10 protein-coding genes are annotated in these 19,869 nt (G+C 51.8%); all 10 read left to right on the forward strand.

Annotation, left to right across the window (positions count from 1 at the left end; genetic code table 11):
* Positions 1-23: 23 nt before the first annotated feature.
* Positions 24-10,667, forward strand: a complete 10,644-nt coding sequence (locus tag PHH49_07825) for a hypothetical protein (protein MDD5488845.1) — start codon at positions 24-26, stop codon at positions 10,665-10,667.
* Between the two features lie 34 nt (positions 10,668-10,701).
* The gene (locus PHH49_07830) at positions 10,702-12,042 is read left to right on the forward strand and encodes a hypothetical protein (protein ID MDD5488846.1); all 1,341 of its coding nucleotides are present in this window, start codon (positions 10,702-10,704) and stop codon (positions 12,040-12,042) included.
* A 32-nt stretch (positions 12,043-12,074) separates the two neighbouring features.
* Positions 12,075-12,794 carry a hypothetical protein gene (locus PHH49_07835; GenBank protein ID MDD5488847.1) on the forward strand — a complete coding sequence of 240 codons (720 nt, stop codon included), beginning with the start codon at positions 12,075-12,077 and terminating at the stop codon, positions 12,792-12,794.
* A 76-nt stretch (positions 12,795-12,870) separates the two neighbouring features.
* The gene (gene atpA / locus PHH49_07840) at positions 12,871-14,406 is read left to right on the forward strand and encodes a F0F1 ATP synthase subunit alpha (protein MDD5488848.1); all 1,536 of its coding nucleotides are present in this window, start codon (positions 12,871-12,873) and stop codon (positions 14,404-14,406) included.
* Between the two features lies 1 nt (position 14,407).
* Complete coding sequence (locus PHH49_07845) at positions 14,408-14,656, forward strand: hypothetical protein (protein MDD5488849.1); 249 nt, start codon at positions 14,408-14,410, stop codon at positions 14,654-14,656.
* A 9-nt stretch (positions 14,657-14,665) separates the two neighbouring features.
* The gene (locus PHH49_07850) at positions 14,666-14,878 is read left to right on the forward strand and encodes a hypothetical protein (protein ID MDD5488850.1); all 213 of its coding nucleotides are present in this window, start codon (positions 14,666-14,668) and stop codon (positions 14,876-14,878) included.
* A gap of 40 nt (positions 14,879-14,918) precedes the next feature.
* Positions 14,919-15,656, forward strand: a complete 738-nt coding sequence (locus PHH49_07855) for a F0F1 ATP synthase subunit delta (protein ID MDD5488851.1) — start codon at positions 14,919-14,921, stop codon at positions 15,654-15,656.
* Between the two features lie 9 nt (positions 15,657-15,665).
* Positions 15,666-16,529, forward strand: a complete 864-nt coding sequence (locus tag PHH49_07860) for a F0F1 ATP synthase subunit gamma (GenBank protein ID MDD5488852.1) — start codon at positions 15,666-15,668, stop codon at positions 16,527-16,529.
* Entirely contained in the window at positions 16,530-18,041 is a 1,512-nt protein-coding gene (gene atpD, locus PHH49_07865; protein ID MDD5488853.1) for a F0F1 ATP synthase subunit beta, read from the forward strand.
* A 4-nt stretch (positions 18,042-18,045) separates the two neighbouring features.
* Positions 18,046-19,869, forward strand: a 1,824-nt coding sequence (locus tag PHH49_07870; protein ID MDD5488854.1) for an ATPase, T2SS/T4P/T4SS family, incomplete at its 3' end; no start/stop codon positions are given.

Genomic DNA, 19,869 nt, shown 5'->3' on the forward strand with positions numbered 1-19,869 from the left:
TCCGATCTCTTACGGAGGCCGGCGTGAACTGGTCGGACTTTACTACCCTTACGGAGGCCGGCGTGAACTGGTCGGACCTTCAGGTCTTTACGGAAGCGGGAGTGAACTGGTCCGATATACAGGATATGTCCATCGCCGGCATTAACTGGCGAGATCTCACTACGATGACGGAAGCGGGCGTTAACTGGTCTGATCTTCAATCCCTTACGGAAGCCGGCGTGAATTGGGTGGACTTCCAGACGCTCACGGAAGCGGGGGTTAACTGGGCGGACCTTAATCCTCTTACGCGTGCTGGTGTGAATTGGGTGGACTTCCAGACGATGACGGAAGCGGGGATCAACTGGTCGGGCCTTAAACCACTTACGGAGGCCGGGATAAACTGGACCGATCTTACTACGATGACGGAAGCGGGTGTGAACTGGTCGGACCTTGACGCGCTGAGCCGTACCGGCGTGAATTGGGCGGACTTCCAGACGATGACGGAGGCCGGGATAAACTGGTCCGACCTGACGCCTATGTCCGAGGCCGGGATAAACTGGCTGGATATGGGGACAATGACGGAAGCGGGCGTGAACTGGTCCGATATGCGCGTGCTTACGGAGGCGGGCGTGAACTGGTCTGATTTCCAGACGATGACGGAAGCGGGCGTTAACTGGGCGGATTTCCAGACCCTTACCAAGGCCGGGATAAATTGGGATGATATAGGGGTCTACTCAAAAGCGGGTGTTAACTGGGCGGATCTTACAACGATGACGGAAGCGGGTGTTAACTGGTCCGATATCACCATAATGAGCGAAGCGGGAGTTAATTGGATAGACCTGAATACTTTGACCATATCCGGGATAAACTGGAGCGATATACAGGTGCTTACGGAAGCGGGCGTTAACTGGATAGATTTCCAATATCTCTCGGAGGCTGGGATAAACTGGAACGATCTTACCCCGCTTACCAGGGCCGGGATAAACTGGAACGATATAGAGGTGTTGTCAAGGACAGGCGTGAACTGGGAAGACCTTAACCGGATGAGCGAGGCGAACGTTAACTGGGAAGATTTCGAAGTGTTGTCCAAAGCGGGCGTTAACTGGGCCGATCTTACTCCGATGACGGAAGCGGGCGTTAACTGGGTCGATCTTGGCGCGCTTACCGAAGCGGGTGTTAACTGGGCCGATCTCACTCCGCTTTCAGAAGCAGGTATCAACTGGTCAAATCTTACCGTAATGACGGAAGCTGGTGTTAACTGGTCGGATATGACAACCATGACGGAAGCGGGTATTAACTGGGCGGATATGACGGTCATGACAGAATATGGAGTGAACTGGTCGGATATGGCTGTTATGCTCGGAGCGAACGTGAACTGGGGTGATCTGGGGATATTGTCGGCGGCGGGCGTTAACTGGTCGGATCTCCAGACACTTACGGAAGCCGGCGTTAACTGGTCGGATATGCAGGTCATGACGGAAGTTGGGGTCAACTGGTCAGATTTCGGGTCACTTACAAAAGCGGGAATAAACTGGGTCGATATGAAACCTCTTACAGAAGCGGGTGTCAACTGGGCCGATCTTACAACTCTTACGGAAGCGGGCGTTAACTGGTCGGATCTTACGGTATTTTCCGAGGCCGGCATAAACTGGGCTGGGATGACGGCATTCACGGCGGCGGGTGTCAACTGGGACAATATTTCAGATCTTGCTGACGCGCAGGTAAACTGGTACAACATAGCTGATATGGCGGCCGCGAACGTTAACTGGTTCAATATAGAGAGTCTCGCGTCAGCGAACGTCAACTGGTATGTCATATCCACAATGGCCGATGCCGGGGTGAACTGGATGGACCTCGCGGTTATGTCGAAAGCCGCGGTTAACTGGGACGATCTTCAGGTGATAAGTACTTCCTCGGTGAACTGGTCAGACTTTAGCACTCTTACGGAAGCGGGCGTTAACTGGTCGGATATCCAGATGCTTACGGAAGCGGGGATAAACTGGTCAGATATGCAGGTAATGACGGAAGCGGGTGCTAACTGGTCGGACATACAGATAATGACGGAAGCGGGGATAAACTGGACGGATCTATCGCCGCTTACGACGGCAGGTGTTAACTGGAGGGACTTTACCACATTATCAGAAGCAGGCGTTAACTGGGCGGATCTTACTGTGATCACAGAGGCTGGAGTCAACTGGCAGGATCTGGTGGTATTTACGGAGGCGGGTGTAAACTGGATAGATCTCAATACGATGTCGACAGCTGGAGTGAACTGGGTAGATTTCACGACACTTACGGAAGCGGGTGTGAACTGGATAGATTTCAACACTCTTACTAAAGCAGGCATCAACTGGTCAGATTTCCAGGCCAGTACAAAAGCCGGCGTGAATTGGACGGACCTGGCGCCGATGACGAAGGCGGGTATCAACTGGGAGGACTTCCAGTCGCTTACGGAAGCCGGCGTGAATTGGACGGACCTGGCGCCGATGACAGAAGCCGGCGTGAATTGGTCGGATCTTACTGCACTGTCAGAAGCGGGTGTTAACTGGACAGATCTTACGTTATTGTCAGAAGCGGGTGTAAATTGGGAGGACTTCCAGTCGATGACAGAAGCCGGCGTGAATTGGTCGGATCTTGTGCCTATGACGGAAGCGGGTGTCAATTGGGTGGACTTCCAGTCGCTTACGGAAGCGGGTATTAACTGGTTGGATATGGAAGTATATTCCAAGGCGGGTGTTAACTGGTCCGACCTCAACACTATGACCAAGGCAGGTGTGAACTGGACCGACCTTACGGTGCTTACGGAAGCGGGAGTTAACTGGTCCGACTTTAATACGTTGACCGAGGCTGGGATAAACTGGAACGATATTCAGGTACTTACGGAAGCGGGCGTTAATTGGGTGGACTTCCAGGCGCTTACGGAAGCGGGCGTTAACTGGTCGGACCTTGCTCCACTCACGGAAGCTGGGATAAACTGGAACGATATCCAGGTGCTTACGGAAGCGGGCGTTAACTGGGAAGATCTTAATAGAATGAGCGAGGCGAACGTTAACTGGGCGGACTTCGAGACATTTTCTAAAGCCGGTGTTAACTGGTCCGACCTTGCTCCACTTACGGAAGCGGGTATTAATTGGGCCGATATGACGGTCATGACGGAAGCGGGGGTCAACTGGCAGGACCTGAAACCGCTTACGGAAGCGGGAGTTAACTGGTCTGATATGACGGTTATGACGGAAGCGGGCGTTAACTGGTCGGATCTCCAAACGCTTACTGAAGCGGGAGTCAACTGGTCTGATCTTCAGGTCCTGACGGAAAGAGGTGTTAATTGGTCGGACCTCGAGGTCATGACGGAAGCCGGCGTTAACTGGTCCGATTTCGGGTCTCTTACAAAGGCAGGAATAAACTGGACGGATATGAAGCCTCTTACGGAAGCGGGCGTTAACTGGTCTGACCTCCAGGTGCTTACGGAAGCGGGCGTTAACTGGTCCGACATTACCGTATTTTCTGAAGCGGGTATTAACTGGGCCGGTATGTCGAGTTTCGCGGCGGCGGGTGTGAACTGGGACAATATCTCGGACCTCGCCGACGCGCAAGTCAACTGGTACAACATAGCCGATATGGCTGAGGCGAACGTCAATTGGTTCAACATAGAGAGCCTTGCGTCAGCGAATGTTAATTGGTATGTCATATCCACAATGGCCGACGCCGGAGTGAACTGGATGGACCTCGCGGTTATGTCGAAAGCCGCGGTTAATTGGGACGATCTTCAGGTGATAAGTACTTCTTCGGTGAATTGGTCGGATCTTAGCACCCTTACGGAAGCGGGCGTGAACTGGGCGAATATTCAGACCCTTACGGAAGCGGGCGTAAACTGGTCCGATCTACAGAACCTTACGGAATCCGGGGTGAACTGGTCAGATATCCGGGTGCTTACAGAAGCGGGCGTAAACTGGTCCGATTTCCAGGCTCTCACGGAAGCAGGAGTTAACTGGTCGGATATGTCAGTTATGTCAGGCGCTGGCGCGAACTGGTCCGATCTAAGTTATCTTACGGAAGCGGGGATTAACTGGTCGGATATGCAGGTACTTGCGGAGACAGGTGTAAACTGGACCGATATAAGAATAATGTCGGAAGCAGGGGTAAATTGGAACGACCTGACGTCACTAACGGAAGCAGGCGTGAACTGGTTGGATCTCGTGCCTCTTACGGAAGCGGGCGTCAACTGGTACGATTTACAGACCATGACGGAAGCGGGCGTGAACTGGGCGGATCTCGCGCCGCTCACGGAAGCTGGTGTTAACTGGTCCAACCTTACGACACTCACGGAAGCGGGCGTCAACTGGTCCGACCTTACGACACTCACGGAAGCGGGCGTCAACTGGTCTGATATCACTGTACTCACGGAAGCTGGTGTTAACTGGTCCGATCTTGTGCCTTTTACGGAAGCGGGCGTTAACTGGTCCGACCTCCAGACGCTTACGGAAGCTGGAGTGAACTGGTCCGATCTCGCGCCGCTCACGGAAGCGGGAGTCAACTGGTCGGATATGACGGTAATGACGGAAGCTGGAGTGAACTGGTCCGATCTCGCGCCGCTCACGGAAGCGGGGGTCAACTGGGGAGATCTTACGGTAATGACGGAAGCTGGAGTGAACTGGTCCGATCTCCAGACTCTTACGGAAGCTGGAGTGAACTGGTCCGATCTCCAGACGCTTACGGAAGCGGGCGTCAACTGGTTCGATATGCAGGCTTTGACGGAAGCGGGTGTCAACTGGGCCGACCTGGGAGCCATGACGGAGGCGGGTGTCAACTGGTCCGACCTCGCGCCGCTTACAGAAGCGGGTATAAACTGGTCCGATCTCCAGGTCTTTACGGAAGCGGGTGTCAACTGGTCCGACATGCAGGTCATGACAGAGGCCGGTGTCAACTGGAACGGATTGTCTTCTCTCTCGGTGTCCGACGTCAACTGGGACGGCCTTTCTATAATGACGGCGGCCGGAGTGAATTGGCAGAATATCTCCACCATGACCAACGCCGGCGTGAACTGGGAAAGTATGTCAAGCCTCGCGGCTTCCGGCGTGAACTGGGACAGCATATCGGCTATGGCGTCCGCCGGCGTGAACTGGGACGATCTTTCTAACCTGTCCGGGGCCGGCGTGAACTGGGAAGATTTTGAAGTGATGAGCAAGACGGGAGTCAACTGGACCGACTTGAAGATAATGTCCGAAAACAATGTCAACTGGACCGATATATCCTCAATGAGCGCGGCTGGTGTTAATTGGGGAGACCTTACGATCCTTACGGAAGCCGGTGTTAACTGGGGGAACCTTACTACGCTTACGGAAGCGGGAGTTAACTGGTCAGACTTTAATTCCCTTACAAAAGCGGGTGTTAACTGGAATGATTTCCGGACGCTAACGGAAGCAGGGATAAACTGGATAGATCTCGAGACCCTAACGGAAGCCGGGATAAACTGGGAAGATTTCCAGGCGTTAACGGAAGCGGGCGTGAACTGGGTCGACCTTTCTCCTCTTACGGAAGCCGGGATAAACTGGGAAGACCTGGAAGTGGTGACAAAGGCCGGGATAAACTGGCAGGACCTGCAGGCAATGAGCGGCGCGAACGTGAACTGGGCCGACATGGAAACGCTTACAAAGGCGGGCATTAACTGGGCTGACATGGTACCGTTAACGGAAGCGGGTGTTAACTGGGAAGACTTTACGGCACTCACGGAGGCCGGTGTTAACTGGTCGGACATGGCGGTTATGGCGCAGGCGGGCATAAACTGGTCCGATGTCGGGGTACTTACGGAAGCGGGGGTCAACTGGTCCGATTTCCAGACGTTGACTGAAGCGGGCGTGAACTGGAACGATATCCGGGTCCTGAGCCGGGCCAATGTGAACTGGTCGGACATGCAGACGCTTACGGAAGCGGGAGTTAACTGGTCCGACCTGGGGGTATTGAGCGCCGCAGGGGTTAACTGGTCGGACCTTACGATAATGACGGAAGCGGGTGTTAACTGGGCCGACCTTAGGCCGCTTACTATGGCAGGCGTGAACTGGGACGATCTCCAGGTGCTTACGGAAACGGGTGTTAACTGGACCGACCTTCAGGTACTTACCGCGGCGGGGGCGAACTGGTCCGACCTGGCGATACTTACGGAAGCGGGCGTGAACTGGTCAGATTTCCAGGTGCTTACGGAAGCGGGTGTGAACTGGGCGGATCTCGAGACCATATCAAGGACGGGTATAAATTGGTCCGATCTCGCGCCGATGACGGAAGCGGGCATAAACTGGTCAGATTTCCAGACATTGACAGAAGCGGGTATAAACTGGTCTGATTTCGATGTAATGACGAAGACCGGGATCAACTGGGCTGGGCTGGAGGATTTTTCCGCGGCCGAGGTCAATTGGTATAACATAGCGGCCATGACGGAAGCCAACGTCAACTGGTTCAACATATCCAACATGGCGGCGGCGGGAGTCAACTGGGACAGTATGTCGGATATGGCCGGCGCGGATGTCAACTGGTTCAATATATCGCTAATGACCGACGCGGGTGTGAACTGGGAGAACATGGCCCAGCTGGCTTCAGCGGGGGTCAACTGGGACAGTATTTCCCGGATGGCAAGTGCCTCGGTCAACTGGGAGGACTTGCACGTTATGACGGAGTCAGGTGTCAATTGGGATGATTTCCAGGTGCTTTCAACCCGGGGCGTGAACTGGGCAGATTTCCAGGCCATAAGTAACGCGGGGGTCAACTGGGGAGATATCACGGTGCTTACGGAAGCGGGAGTGAACTGGTCCGACATCAAGGTCATATCGGAAGAGAATATAAACTGGATGGATATCGGGGAACTTTCTGGTGTGGGCATCAACTGGTCCGACTTCGAGGTACTGTCCAAGACCGGGGTCAACTGGTCGGATGTAAGAGTCCTGACGGAGGCCAATGTCAACTGGTCCGATATACAGGTACTTACGGAAGCGGGTGTGAACTGGTCCGACCTCGAGTATATGAGCCGCGTATCCATCAATTGGGCGGACATGACCGTATTAACAGAGGCGGGAGTGAACTGGTCCGATCTCACGACTTTCACCGAGGCGGGCATCAACTGGGCGGATATCCAGGTGATGAGCGACTACGGCATAAACTGGGGAGATATATACGTGATGAGCGAGACCGGAGTGAACTGGTCCGGGATACAGGTAATGAGCGAGACCGGAGTGAACTGGTCCGACCTGAACACTATGTCCCGGTCCGGGGTGAACTGGTCTGATCTCCAGATGCTCACGGAGGCTGGTGTTAACTGGGATGACCTGACCGTGCTTACTGAGATGGGCGTTAACTGGACCGACCTTAATAACATGAGCGTTGCGGGAGTGAACTGGAATAACCTTGGGGTTATGACGGAGGCCGGGATAAACTGGGGCGGCCTGGCGGGTATCGCGACCGCGGGCGTTAACTGGGATAACATCGCGCAGATGGCCCAGGCCGGTGTTAATTGGTATAACATGGCGGTCATGGCGGACGCGGGAGTCAACTGGGAGAACCTTTCCGATCTCGCGTCCGCGGGTGTTAACTGGACCAGTATATCGCAGATGGTCGATGCCGGCGTTAACTGGTTCAACATGAAAGACCTTTCCGAAGCGGGTGTCAACTGGTTCAACATATCCAACCTCGCGTCCGCGGGTGTTAACTGGGACCAGATGGCCATTATGGCCGAAGCGGGCGTTAACTGGGATGATCTCAGGGAAATGAGCGTTGCCGGTGTTAACTGGTCAGATGTGGGAGTGATGAGTGAGGCGAACGTGAATTGGACCGACATTGACGTGCTTTCCAGGACCGGGGTGAACTGGCTTGATATCGGGGTTCTTTCGGATGAAGGTATAAACTGGTTGAATATCGGGGAATTGACCGACGCGGGTATAAACTGGACGGGCTTCGAGGTGATGAGCAAGCAGGCGGTCAACTGGGCCGACCTTGAGGTCCTCTCCAAGGCGGGGGTCAACTGGCTTGATTTCAACGCCTTGACACGAGCGGGAGTGAACTGGGATGATATTCAGGCCATGAGCGAGACAGGCATAAACTGGTCGGATCTTGTGCCACTTTCGGAAGCGGGCATAAACTGGGTAGATATGCAGGTGATGTCGGAAGCAGGCGTGAACTGGGTCGACTTTACGCCGCTTACAGAAGCGGGCATAAACTGGTCGGATATAGAGACCCTGACCAAGGCGGGCGTGAACTGGTCGGACTTGAGCAACCTTACGGAAGCGGGCGTGAACTGGTCGGACTTCCAGGTAATGACGGAAGCGGGCATGAACTGGTCCGATATCGCGGTGCTTTCGGAAACAGGCATTAACTGGGAGGATATTTATACCATAGCCAGTTCCGGAGTGAACTGGAACGATATAGAAGTGATGAGCAAGGCAAATGTTAACTGGTCTGATCTCCAGACGCTCACGGAAGCGGGAGTGAACTGGTCGGATCTCGTGCCACTTACGGAAGCGGGTATAAACTGGATAGACCTTACGACGCTCACGGAAGCGGGAGTGAACTGGGCCGATATCCAGGTGCTTACGGAAGCCGGGGTCAATTGGGATGACCTCGAGACCATGACGGAAGCGGGCGTTAACTGGGATGACTTCCAGACCATGACGGAAGCGGGAGTGAACTGGTCCGGGATGCGGTCGCTTTCTATCGCGGGAGTGAACTGGGAGGGGATTTATAACCTGGCTGGAGCGGGAGTGAACTGGTTCAATATCGCAGAACTTACGGACGCGGGTGTTAACTGGAACAACCTTCAGGACCTGTCGGTATCGGAGATCAACTGGCATGACCTTGCCACGATGTCCGGGGCCGCGGTCAACTGGAGCAATATATCCAACCTGGCCGGAGCGGGTGTCAATTGGGACAACCTTTCCGATCTTTCGGTGGCGGGCGTTAACTGGAGCAATATTTCCACCATGGCGGAGTCCGGCGTGAACTGGCATGACCTGAAAGTGCTTACGGAAGCGGGCGTTAACTGGCTTGACCTTAACGCCATGACCCTCACGGGAGTGAACTGGTCGGATATAATGATGTTGTCGGAAGCGGGAGTGAATTGGTCCGATTTCCAGACGCTTACGGAAGCGGGAGTGAATTGGGCTGATATACAGGTCTTGAGCGAGACCGGAGTGAATTGGACGGATATAACGACACTTACGGAAGCGGGAGTGAACTGGTCAGATATAGATGTCATGTCCAGGACAGGTATCAACTGGGGTGATATCGATATCTTGACGAAGGCCGGGATAAACTGGGAAGATATAACGACGATGACGGAATCGGGGGTCAACTGGCTTGACCTTAATACGCTCACGGAAGCGGGAGTGAACTGGGCAGATATATCAACGCTCACGGAGGCGGGAGTGAACTGGGCGGATATAGGGACCATGTCGGAAACCGGCATAAACTGGGCCAAAGTGGATGAGATAACAACTCTAGGCATAAATTGGTCCGATATCAGCAATATGTCCGCGGCAGGCGTGAACTGGCTGGATGTCGCGGACCTTACGGTCGCGGGAGTGAACTGGTCCGACATCGCGGATATGTCGACAAAAGGTGTTAACTGGACCGATCTCGACGTAATGTCGGGAACCGGTATAAACTGGTCCGATGTCAGCAATATGTCCGCGGCGGGCGTGAACTGGGAGAACGTCGGGACGATGGCCGCGGCTGATGTTAATTGGGTGAATATATCCATAATGAGTTCGGCGGGCGTGAATTGGCAGAACATATCGGATCTTTCGTCGGCCGGTGTTAATTGGGAGGACTTACAGGTCATGACGGAAGCGGGTGTTAACTGGGAAGACCTCTCCATGATGACGGGCCAGGGTATAAACTGGACCGATCTGCACGGCCTGACGGTGTCCAATGTGAACTGGACGGATCTGGCGGCCATGACGTCGGCAAGCATAAACTGGTATGAAATAGCCGAGATAGGCGGGAAGATAGACGAAGTGCTCGATATCGTTGACGGACTGGAGACCACGATCGGGAACAAGGATTCCGTGAGCGAGAATACTTTGTTCGGCCTGGTGAAGAAAGTACAAAGCTATGTGGCCGTCATAAACTGGGATAGTGTCGAGTCGCTGGACGAGGCTGTCGCGGCGATCGAGCAGACGCTGGGGACAACCACCGATACCGCGGACGACGATACGCTTTTTGGTGTCATAAACGATATAGAATCGTATTCAAGGCTTATAGGTACGGCGGATGACCCGACGTCCGAAGAGACGCTTTTCGGGAGGATACGCCAGGCGAAAGGATACAGTAGTGACGCGTATAACGAGATAGTTTCGGTGAGGGAGGAACTGGGCTCCGAGGGTAAGGACGTTAACATATACAACTACATAGAAAAGATGAACGCGGTCCTTTCCAACATACAGAAAGTTACCGAGACCATGCCCAAGAAAGAGGATACGGAAGACATAAAGAAGCGCATAGTCGACGCCATGGTCAACGCTGTTAATGAGTCGGCCAAGTCGCTCGGGCTCAAGATAGATTCCATTGCCTCGCTAAGCGAGCAGGAAGCCGCGAGCCAGACGACGGTAGAGAATAAGGTCAAAGAGATTAAAGCGATGCTTGAAGTTATGCAGAAAGCCCGGGAACAGGATAATGTGGTCATGAAATCCTGGTTTGAGCTCGATTGATGTATGTCAAAATTTTAGGAGGCAGACCTTTTCCATGAGAAAAGAACGTATTCTATCAGTGTGCCTGTTGTCGCTGTTCTCCGTTCTATGTCTGACGCCATGCGCGTATCCCGATGTGGCGGCTAAAATAGTCGTGGCTAACCCCTCTGACACGGAGACCAAGGACGTCCCCGTGGAGTACCACCTTCCGCCCGAAGTAAAAAAAGAAGATATCCTGGATACGGGTGGGCTCAAGGTGGATTACGACGTCACAAAATCCACTTATTACGTGCACGGTACGGTCAAGATGGATCCCAAACAGGTGCAAACCCTGAAAATAGTCATCCGTGACGTGTGGAACATCTCACCCGAGAAGTTCGATGAGCTTTATGGCATTCTTGACCAGAAGACAGAGGATGCCTCCGGGGAGAACATGGACCAGGTGACTCTTATGTCCAAGGCCATAAGGGCCCGCCTTGATGCCATAGCGAAATACCAGGAGGACGCGGCGAGTGACGTTGAAAAACGGATGGAGATGTATTCAACCAACCTGTCGAGGCTCCAGCAGATCAAGAACGATATATTCGCCATTGATACGATCAAAGACACGAAACAGAAGGAATCCGAGGAAAAAGAGATCATTTCCCTTGTTATAGAAGGGGAGAACATCTCCGACAAGGAACTTGACCTGCCGCTTACGTATTATCTTCCTAAGGAGATCATTCCCCAATACATAGAGGATGCCGGCGAATTTGAGGTCAAACATGATCCCGAACGCGACCAATTCTACCTTTCCAAAAGGGAGTCTTTCAAACCCCACGAAACAAAACGTTTTCAGGTGAAGATCAAGAACGTATGGATCATACCGGAGAAACAGGTGAACGGGTATGTGCAGGAAGCGGGCGAGCTGAACGATAACCTCAAGGAGACACCTTCAGGAGAAATAGCGCAGGTCCTTTATGACTCGATCGTCAAGAACGCCAATATAATACTCGAATCCCAGAAAAAAGCTCAGGACGTCAAAGGCTACATAGCTACTTACAGGTCCAACCTTAAGATATTGAAGTTGATCGAGGATGACCTGGAAAAAATGAGGGCGCTCAACAAACAGGAAAAACCCGAAGAAAAACAGGAAGGCATCCGTAATATCCTGAAGGAACTGGATTACCTGGAAAAGATACGTAATGCCTCCAACAAGATATTCAAGGACAAAGTGCAAGAGGGAATGGTGTGGAGGATCATCCTCATAGTGGTAATATTCCTGGTGAGCCTTACCGTGATATTCTACCTGATATGGTTCACTAATATGCGCAGCGGCGTAAAGAAACCAATGACCGCGATCGGGGAAAAGAAAGACAAAGTGAAGGTGGAAAGATCTTCAGAGGACGAAGAGTAGATAAAATACCGGAGGTCTGTATAGTCGGCTCTATGGTGAAAAGATCCCTGTTAGCATTGTTCTTGCTCAACTTGCTGGTCACCCTGTCCATGGCGGCCGATAAGAAGGACGAAGAAAGGGTCATTGCCCTGGTTATTGAGACCGAGAACAATCAGATGGTGCCGGTGTCCAAGCCGGTCAAATATTACCTGCCGGAAGAGATCATCCCGCGGCATATTATCGATAACGGCGGGTTCGAAGTGCTTCATGACCAGGAATACGACCAGTTCTATCTTTTCAGGGAAGAGAGATACGCTCCGGAGGAAAAGAAGGAATTCAAGGTCACTGTCCGCGACGTCTGGAACGTATCGCTGGATATCATAGAAAGGTACCGGAAAGAGGCGGAAGGTATAACCGAATTCCTTAAGGATACGAGTTATCACAACGCCGCCGAAGTGCTTTACCGGGCTATCGAGCGCAACTCGGAAAATATCATTATCTCCCAGAAAAGGTCCCAGAGCATCAAGGACCATATCGCCCAATACCGGGTAAATGCCGGGCGGCTGGAAACCGTCGAAGAAGACCTCGACAAGCTCCGGGAACTCCGGAAAAAACGAAAATTCCGCGGGGCCGAGAACGCGGGAAAGAACCTGTTCTGGAAGATAGTGATACTGGTCTCGGTGTGGAGTTCTTTTATCGGGATACTTACCTTAATGGTCATGAGAAAAAAGAGGTCGGACCGGGCCAGGGAGGGGACTAAGGGCAGGGGCTAAATTTTGCAATACAGGCCTCCATAGTGTAAAATTGGTGTGAAAACGGATATTAATATTATAAATAAAGGGCAAATGCATGGGTCCATTACAATATAAAGAATACGGAAAAGTCACCCAGATAAAGGGTTGTATCGTTACGGTTACCGGCCTCGATAACTGTATCAGCGGCCAGCTTGTGCATTTTGGTTACGGTACGGAAGGTATTATCATAGGGTTTGACGCGGATGAGGCCCAGGTACTGCTTGTGAAAGAGAAGAAAGCGCTTAAGACCGGAGATAAGGCCGAGCTTACCCTGGAACCATTCAATACCCCTGTAGGGAAGAACTTTATAGGCAGGATAGTCAATCCGCTGGGAGAGCCGCTAGATGACCTCGGCCCGATAGTGCCGGATGACTATTTTCCCATATTTCCCGATTGCCCGTCCGTTATGGACAGGGGCGGGGTGGAAGATACCCTGGAGACAGGCATTAAAATAGTCGATGCTATGCTTCCTATCGGTAAAGGCCAGAGACAGCTTGTCCTTGGGGACAAGATGACAGGCAAGACCACTATATGTACGGACACTATCCTCAACCAGAAAGGCAAGGGGATAATCTGTATCTATTGTTGTATAGGTAAGTCCAGGTCGGCCCTTGAAAGAGTGATCAACCTGTTCAAAGAGAATAACACCTTTGATTACACGATAATAGTGGCGGCAATCGCGGGGACCTCCCCGGGACAGCAGTATCTTGTGCCTTATGTGGGGTGTTCGCTGGGTGAGTATTTTATGCGTAGCGGGGGTCATGTTTTTGTGGCTTTCGATGATTTTACGAAGCATGCCTGGGCATATCGCGAGATGTCGCTTTTGTTAGGCAGGGCCCCTGGTCGTGAATCTTATCCAGGGGACGTGTTCTACCTGCACTCCCAGATGATCGAGCGGGCGGCCCAGCTATCCCAGGAGCTGGGCGGAGGGTCTATGACCTTTTTCCCCATAGTTGAGATACTGGAAGGGGACCTTACCGGATATATATCCACTAACCTTGTATCCATGACAGACGGACAGATATACCTTAACGCCGCGCTGTTCGGGGAAGGGTTCAAGCCTGCCATAGACCTTGGGCTTTCTGTCTCCCGTATAGGTAATAAAGCCCAGTGGAAAGCCATGACCAAGATATGTAAGGCACTTAAACTCTCTTATCTCCAATACCGGGAAATGCTCAAGTTGTCGCGCCTCAAGGCCGGCGGATCAAAGACCGACGGAGTGAGCGATGAGATGAGGGGAGGAGAGCTCCTGAGTAAGCTTCTCATGCAGCCGCAGAACGCGCCTCTGGACATGGAAGAGGAAATACTTATTTTCTATGGGCTCAATAAAAAACACATATATGAGCTGGATAATGACCAGGTTACGACGCTGATGGGCGGCATATACGGGTTCGCCAAGGAAAAATACCCTGAACTCCTTAAGGAGATAAGGGATAAGAAAAAGATCGAAGATAGCATGGAGAACAAACTGGACATGCTGTATTCCGAATATATTGATATATTGATGAAGGAAAAACAGGAAAAGGAGCCAGAGGGGGAGGAAGAAGAAACAGTAGAGGAAGGGGCGTCCGGGGAAGAAGGGGAGTCCTGATATGTCCGTCGGGACACGTAAGTTCAAACTTATGATACTTGACGCTGATCGCGTTATATATGATGGTGATGCCTCCAGCATTTTTTTACAGGGGGATCAGGGGGAGTTTGAACTCCTGCCGTTCCATTATCCCGTTCTCAGTGTTCTCAAGGAGGGGGATATAGTCATTGATTGGGATAAGGCTGTATCGATTAAAAAAGGCATAGTCAGGTTCTTCAGGAACGAGTGCGTGATCATAGTTGAACAATAAAGAAGGGTCATGAACACACTTATTATACTTCTGATAATGCTTGTGGTGGTCGTAGGGTCATCTATAGTGATCGGCATGCTTGGATACGCCACTATACAGGCTTTGGGGCGGAATCCTTCCGCGGCATCAAAGATATTCATGGGTACGGTATTCCTCCTCGTATTCGTGGAGGCCATATCGATAATATCGATGCTCATAATATTCCAGATATTCGCCGGCTAGGATCGCGCGGTAGAAAAGAAAAGGGGAGGGATAAACATATATGTTCATTTTTCAGTTGGTACTCATACAGGTGATAATATTCGGTGTGGTAATTTTCCTCCTTAAAAAGATAATGCTTGGCAGCACCGAGAGCGCCGTTAACCGCTTGAACGAGTCTTACGAGGAAATGGAAAAAAGAAAGACGGAACTGGCGGAAAAAATAAAGAAGGCTGAAGAGGAATATGAGAAAAGGAAGGTAGAGGCGGACCAGGTGGCCTCGAAGATGAGGGACGAGGCTGAACAGGAAACTATGGCAAAAAGGGACCAGATGCTCAAGAAGGCCAGGGAAGAAGCCGAAAAGATAATCGCGGACACGATCAAGGCCGAACAGAACATCCGGTTGGATATCCGTAAGGAAGAGCAGCTTAAACTTACCGAATATTGCGGGGATCTCCTGAGCCAGGTATATAAAACGTCGGTAAAGGACAAGATGGACGAACTGTTCATCGAAGAGTTCATAGCTGATTTCATGTCCATGGACACGAGCCATATACCGCACAACATCAAAGAGGTTGAGGTCGTTACCCGGGGTGTGATGTCAGGATCATCGCGGGAAAAGCTCAAAAAGGCCATAAAGGACAAAATGTCAATGGATGTAATGTTCAATGAAAAGGTCGACGCCAACGTGATCGGCGGGATCATCCTTAGGTTCGGGACCCTGGTAATAGACGGTAGTCTGGCGTGTAAGATCAAGGACGGTTGCACGTTCATGCAAGAAAAGGTAGAGAAGGAATCCTGAGGGACACGGATGTCAAAAACGGCAAAGTTGAAATCAGATCTTGAGGATATGGAATCCCTGGTGGAGATATTCCAGATCCTCAAGGACGTGGCTTCGAACCATTTTTACAACACGGCGAAGCGTAAACAGAGGTTCGTGGAGTTCGCTGAATCGTTCGTGGGCTTTTTCAGGATGGTAAGCCTTGCCGAAGCTACCAGTCCGCTGGTCCATCCGTCTTCGGAGAACGTTGGGCTCCTTGCGATCACCTCCGAGGGCGGGTTCATGGCTGAGATGACCGCCAAGATACTCAACGCCACTATGGCGGAAGCGAAAAAACACAGAAAACATGATTTCATGGTTATCGGGTACAAAGGCGCTGAAAAAATGCAACTACGTACAGAAAAAGAACTTACGATCTTTAGGGACGTGGAGGAAAAGGGTCTTTTCAAGATCGCCCTTGAAGTAAAGAAACACATAATATCGGAAGTGGAGAAGGGAAATATGGGCCGGGTGTTCGCGGTCTATCCTAAAGCCATAACGGCTAATTTTATCAAGCCGGTCACTATAAAACTTCTTCCTTCCGAAGAGCTTGTCACTAAACAGACAAGCGTTAAGGACGCGATAGAGAAAGTAATAGTCGAATCCGAGCAGGACGACATAATACATTATCTTGCTGATGTATGGCTGGCCTGCCGTTTGTATGAGATGTTGGAGGACTGTATCATCGCTGGTTTTGCCGCTCAGGCGATGCAGCTTGAGTCCAGTCTTGATAGCCTCAAGAAGGATCAGAAGGGACTGGTCACGGCGTTCAGGAAATCAAAGAAAGGCGATATAGATAAAAGCCTCAGGGAAGTGTTCACGGCAAAGACGATCATGTCAGGAGGAAAAAGGTAAGTGGGCCAGGAAAACATGGAACAGGAAAATAACGTACAGGCGGTCCCCACGCCGAAAAGCGTGCCGGAAAAAACGCCTGAACAACTGGCGGCGGAGAAACAGAGAGCTGAGCGCTGGAACGAAATGATCAAGAAACCCAGCGGCAGGATAATGTCCGTCCAGGGGCCTGTCGTGGATGTGAAGTTCGACAATGAAGAGAACATGCCGGCACTCTGGGATGTTCTCATGACAAAGGCTTTTGACGGGCGCGAGGTGTTCCTGGAAGTAGCGGAGCATCTGGTGGGGAACGTCGTGAGATGCATATCGCTCTCGTCGACGCTGAACCTCCAGAAGAACAGTAAGGCCTACGCCAGCGGCAGCCCGGTCACGGTACCTGTCGGGGATGAGATGTTCGGCCGCATCGTTAATATATACGGTAAACCACTCGACAATAAACCCGACGTCATCACACAACAACAATGGAAGATACGCAGGCCTATAACGACGGAGAAGTGGAACCTGACATCCAAGGTGGCCGAAAAACCGGAAGTACTGGAAACGGGTATAAAGATACTCGACCTTCTTTTTCCTCTGGTCAAGGGTAGTAAGACGGGAGTACTCGGAGGCGCGGGTTGCGGAAAGACCGTTATCATCCTTGAGATCATAAACAGTATCGTCTCCAAACACAGTGGGGCGTGTGTGTTCGCGGGGATCGGAGAACGGATAAGGGAAGGTAACGACCTTTATTATGAGCTTAAGGACCATAACCTGCTTGATAAGGTCATGATGGTGTTCGGGCAGATGAACGAACCGCCGGGGGCCAGGTATGAAATAGTCAATACGGGTATTACCATGGCGGAATATATCCAGAGCAAGAACAAGGACACGCTGCTGTTCATGGATAACATATTCAGGTTCGTGCAGGGAGGACAGGAAGTCTCGATCCTTCTTGGCAGGGTGCCGTCCGAAACGGGATACCAGCCCACATTGGCTTCGGAAGTGGGAACCGTACAGGAAAGGATACGTTCCATAAAAGGCCGCGGATCGGTAACGGCTTTCCAGGCGGTATATGTGCCTGCCGACGATATGACGGACCCCGCTGTTGTCGCCATATTCAGCTATCTTGATTCGGTAATACGTCTTGACAGGGGATTGGCCCAGAGGGGTTTCTTCCCGGCGATAGATCCTATAGCCAGTTCCAGTTCCAACCTTGATGTGCAGGTAGTGGGGAGGAGACATTTTGATATCGCGCAGAAGACCATATATCTCTTGAACAAGAACCGGCAACTTAGCAAGATAGTGCAGGTTATCGGGGAAGAAGAGCTTTCCAAGAACGACAGGATCGATTATAACCGCGGAGCTAAGCTCGCGAACCTCATGACGCAGCCGTTCATTGTTTCCGAGGTGTTCACCGGCATGAAGGGGGAGTATGTTACCATAGAAGAGACGCTTGAAAGCTGCGAGAAAATAATTAATGGGGATGTGGACAAACGGAAGATAAAGGATTTTTACATGATAGGCAAGGTCAAATAACTGTATGAACAAGCTGGATAACGCCATATACGAAGGGCTCCTTTCCGAAGGCCTGGCGAACAAAGCGGACCTCGATGGTGCTGTCAAGAAGTCGGCGGAGAAGGACATGCCGTTCTATTCCTGGCTCGTAGCCGAAAAAAAGATAGACGAGGAAAAGATGCTCCGCCTGGTCTCCAGAGTATCCGACATACCTTATGTGAACCTGCATGACGTGGAGGTGGATAGCTCGGCGATAAAGGCGGTGCCCGCCAAGTTCGCCTGGTATTACAAGTTCGCGCCCCTGAAACTGGACGGTAGCAAGGTAACGGTGGCTATCGACAGGCTTATCAGCATAAGTGTGCAGGACGAACTCAGGCTTATGCTGGGGCTGGAACTATCTTTTCTCCTGGCGAAAAAGAACCAGGTCGAGGAAATACTGAAACACCATTATGGTCTCGCGGCCGACACGGTGGATAAAATGGTGGCAGAGGAAGAAAAGGACACAAAGGGCGCGGAAAAAGCACATGCGGCCGAACCCAAGATGGACGACATCGAAAAACTGGCCGGGGACGCCTCTGTGGTCAAGCTTGTCAACCAGATAATCCTTGAAGCTTATAAAAAAAGGGCGACTGATATACATTTTGAACCGTTCCGTGGGAGGTTGAGGATACGTTACAGGATAGACGGTATACTGCAGGACCAGAAGGTCCCGGAAGAAGTGAACCGGTTCATGATGCCCATGCTGTCCAGGATAAAGATAATGAGTAACCTGAACATAGTTGAGAAAAGAATGCCGCAGGATGGCAGGACCAGTGTGAAGACGCAGGAAGAGGTGCTGGACCTGAGGGTGTCATTCATTCCGACACAGCATGGGGAAAGCGTGGTCATCAGGATACTCCCCACCAAAGCGTATTTTGGCCTGGAAAGGTTAGGACTTTCTCCCGAGGACATGTCCCTGATAAGAACTATCATACACAAACCCAGTGGTATAATTTTCGCTACGGGCCCTACCGGGTCAGGTAAATCAACGACTTTATACGCCTGTCTTAAGGAGATCAACAGCCCTGACAAGAAGATCATAACCATTGAGGACCCGGTCGAGTACGAGATGGAGAATATCACCCAGATACAGGTCAACGAGCGGTCCGGTTTGACGTTCGCCAAGGGGCTGAGAAGTATGCTCAGGCATGACCCCGATGTCATGATGGTCGGCGAGGTCAGGGACAGGGAGACCGCCGAGATCGCCATAAGAGTATCCCTTACCGGTCATCTGGTGCTCTCTACGCTGCATACGAACGATTCCGCCACCGGCGTTACCCGACTTGTGGACATCGGGATAGAACCTTATCTTGTGGCTTCCAGCGTGGAAGCGTTCATAGCGCAGAGGCTTATACGTACTATTTGCCCAAAATGCAAAATAGAGGATACCTCCGTGGTCCCGGAGATCAAGAGGCGTATTTCCGAGAGCCGTGGGGGCGGGGATATGAATGACCTGAAAATATACAAGGGTAAGGGATGTGATGATTGCAATGGAACAGGCTTTTACGGTCGTACGGCCATATACGAGATACTAAGGGTGGACCAAGAGATAAAGAGGCTTATAATAGCCAAGGCTCCGGCTGGGGATGTCAAGAGAACGGCGATGAGAAGAGGTATGGCTTCATTGATGCAAAATGGATGGGATAAGGTCCTGGCCGGAGTGACCACTCCCCAGGAAGTCCTCAATGTCTGCCAGGACCTGGAAGAGTCGGAGTACCAGTACGTGACGCCCGGACCTTCGCGCGCGCAGACCATGGCGCCACCCAGGCCTTCCGGAGGGACGACCATAATGACCCCTCCGCCAGCGCAG

The sequence above is a fragment of the Candidatus Omnitrophota bacterium genome (assembly GCA_028715965.1).
In the GTDB taxonomy this organism is placed as follows: Bacteria; Omnitrophota; Gorgyraeia; order Tantalellales; family Tantalellaceae; genus JAQUQS01.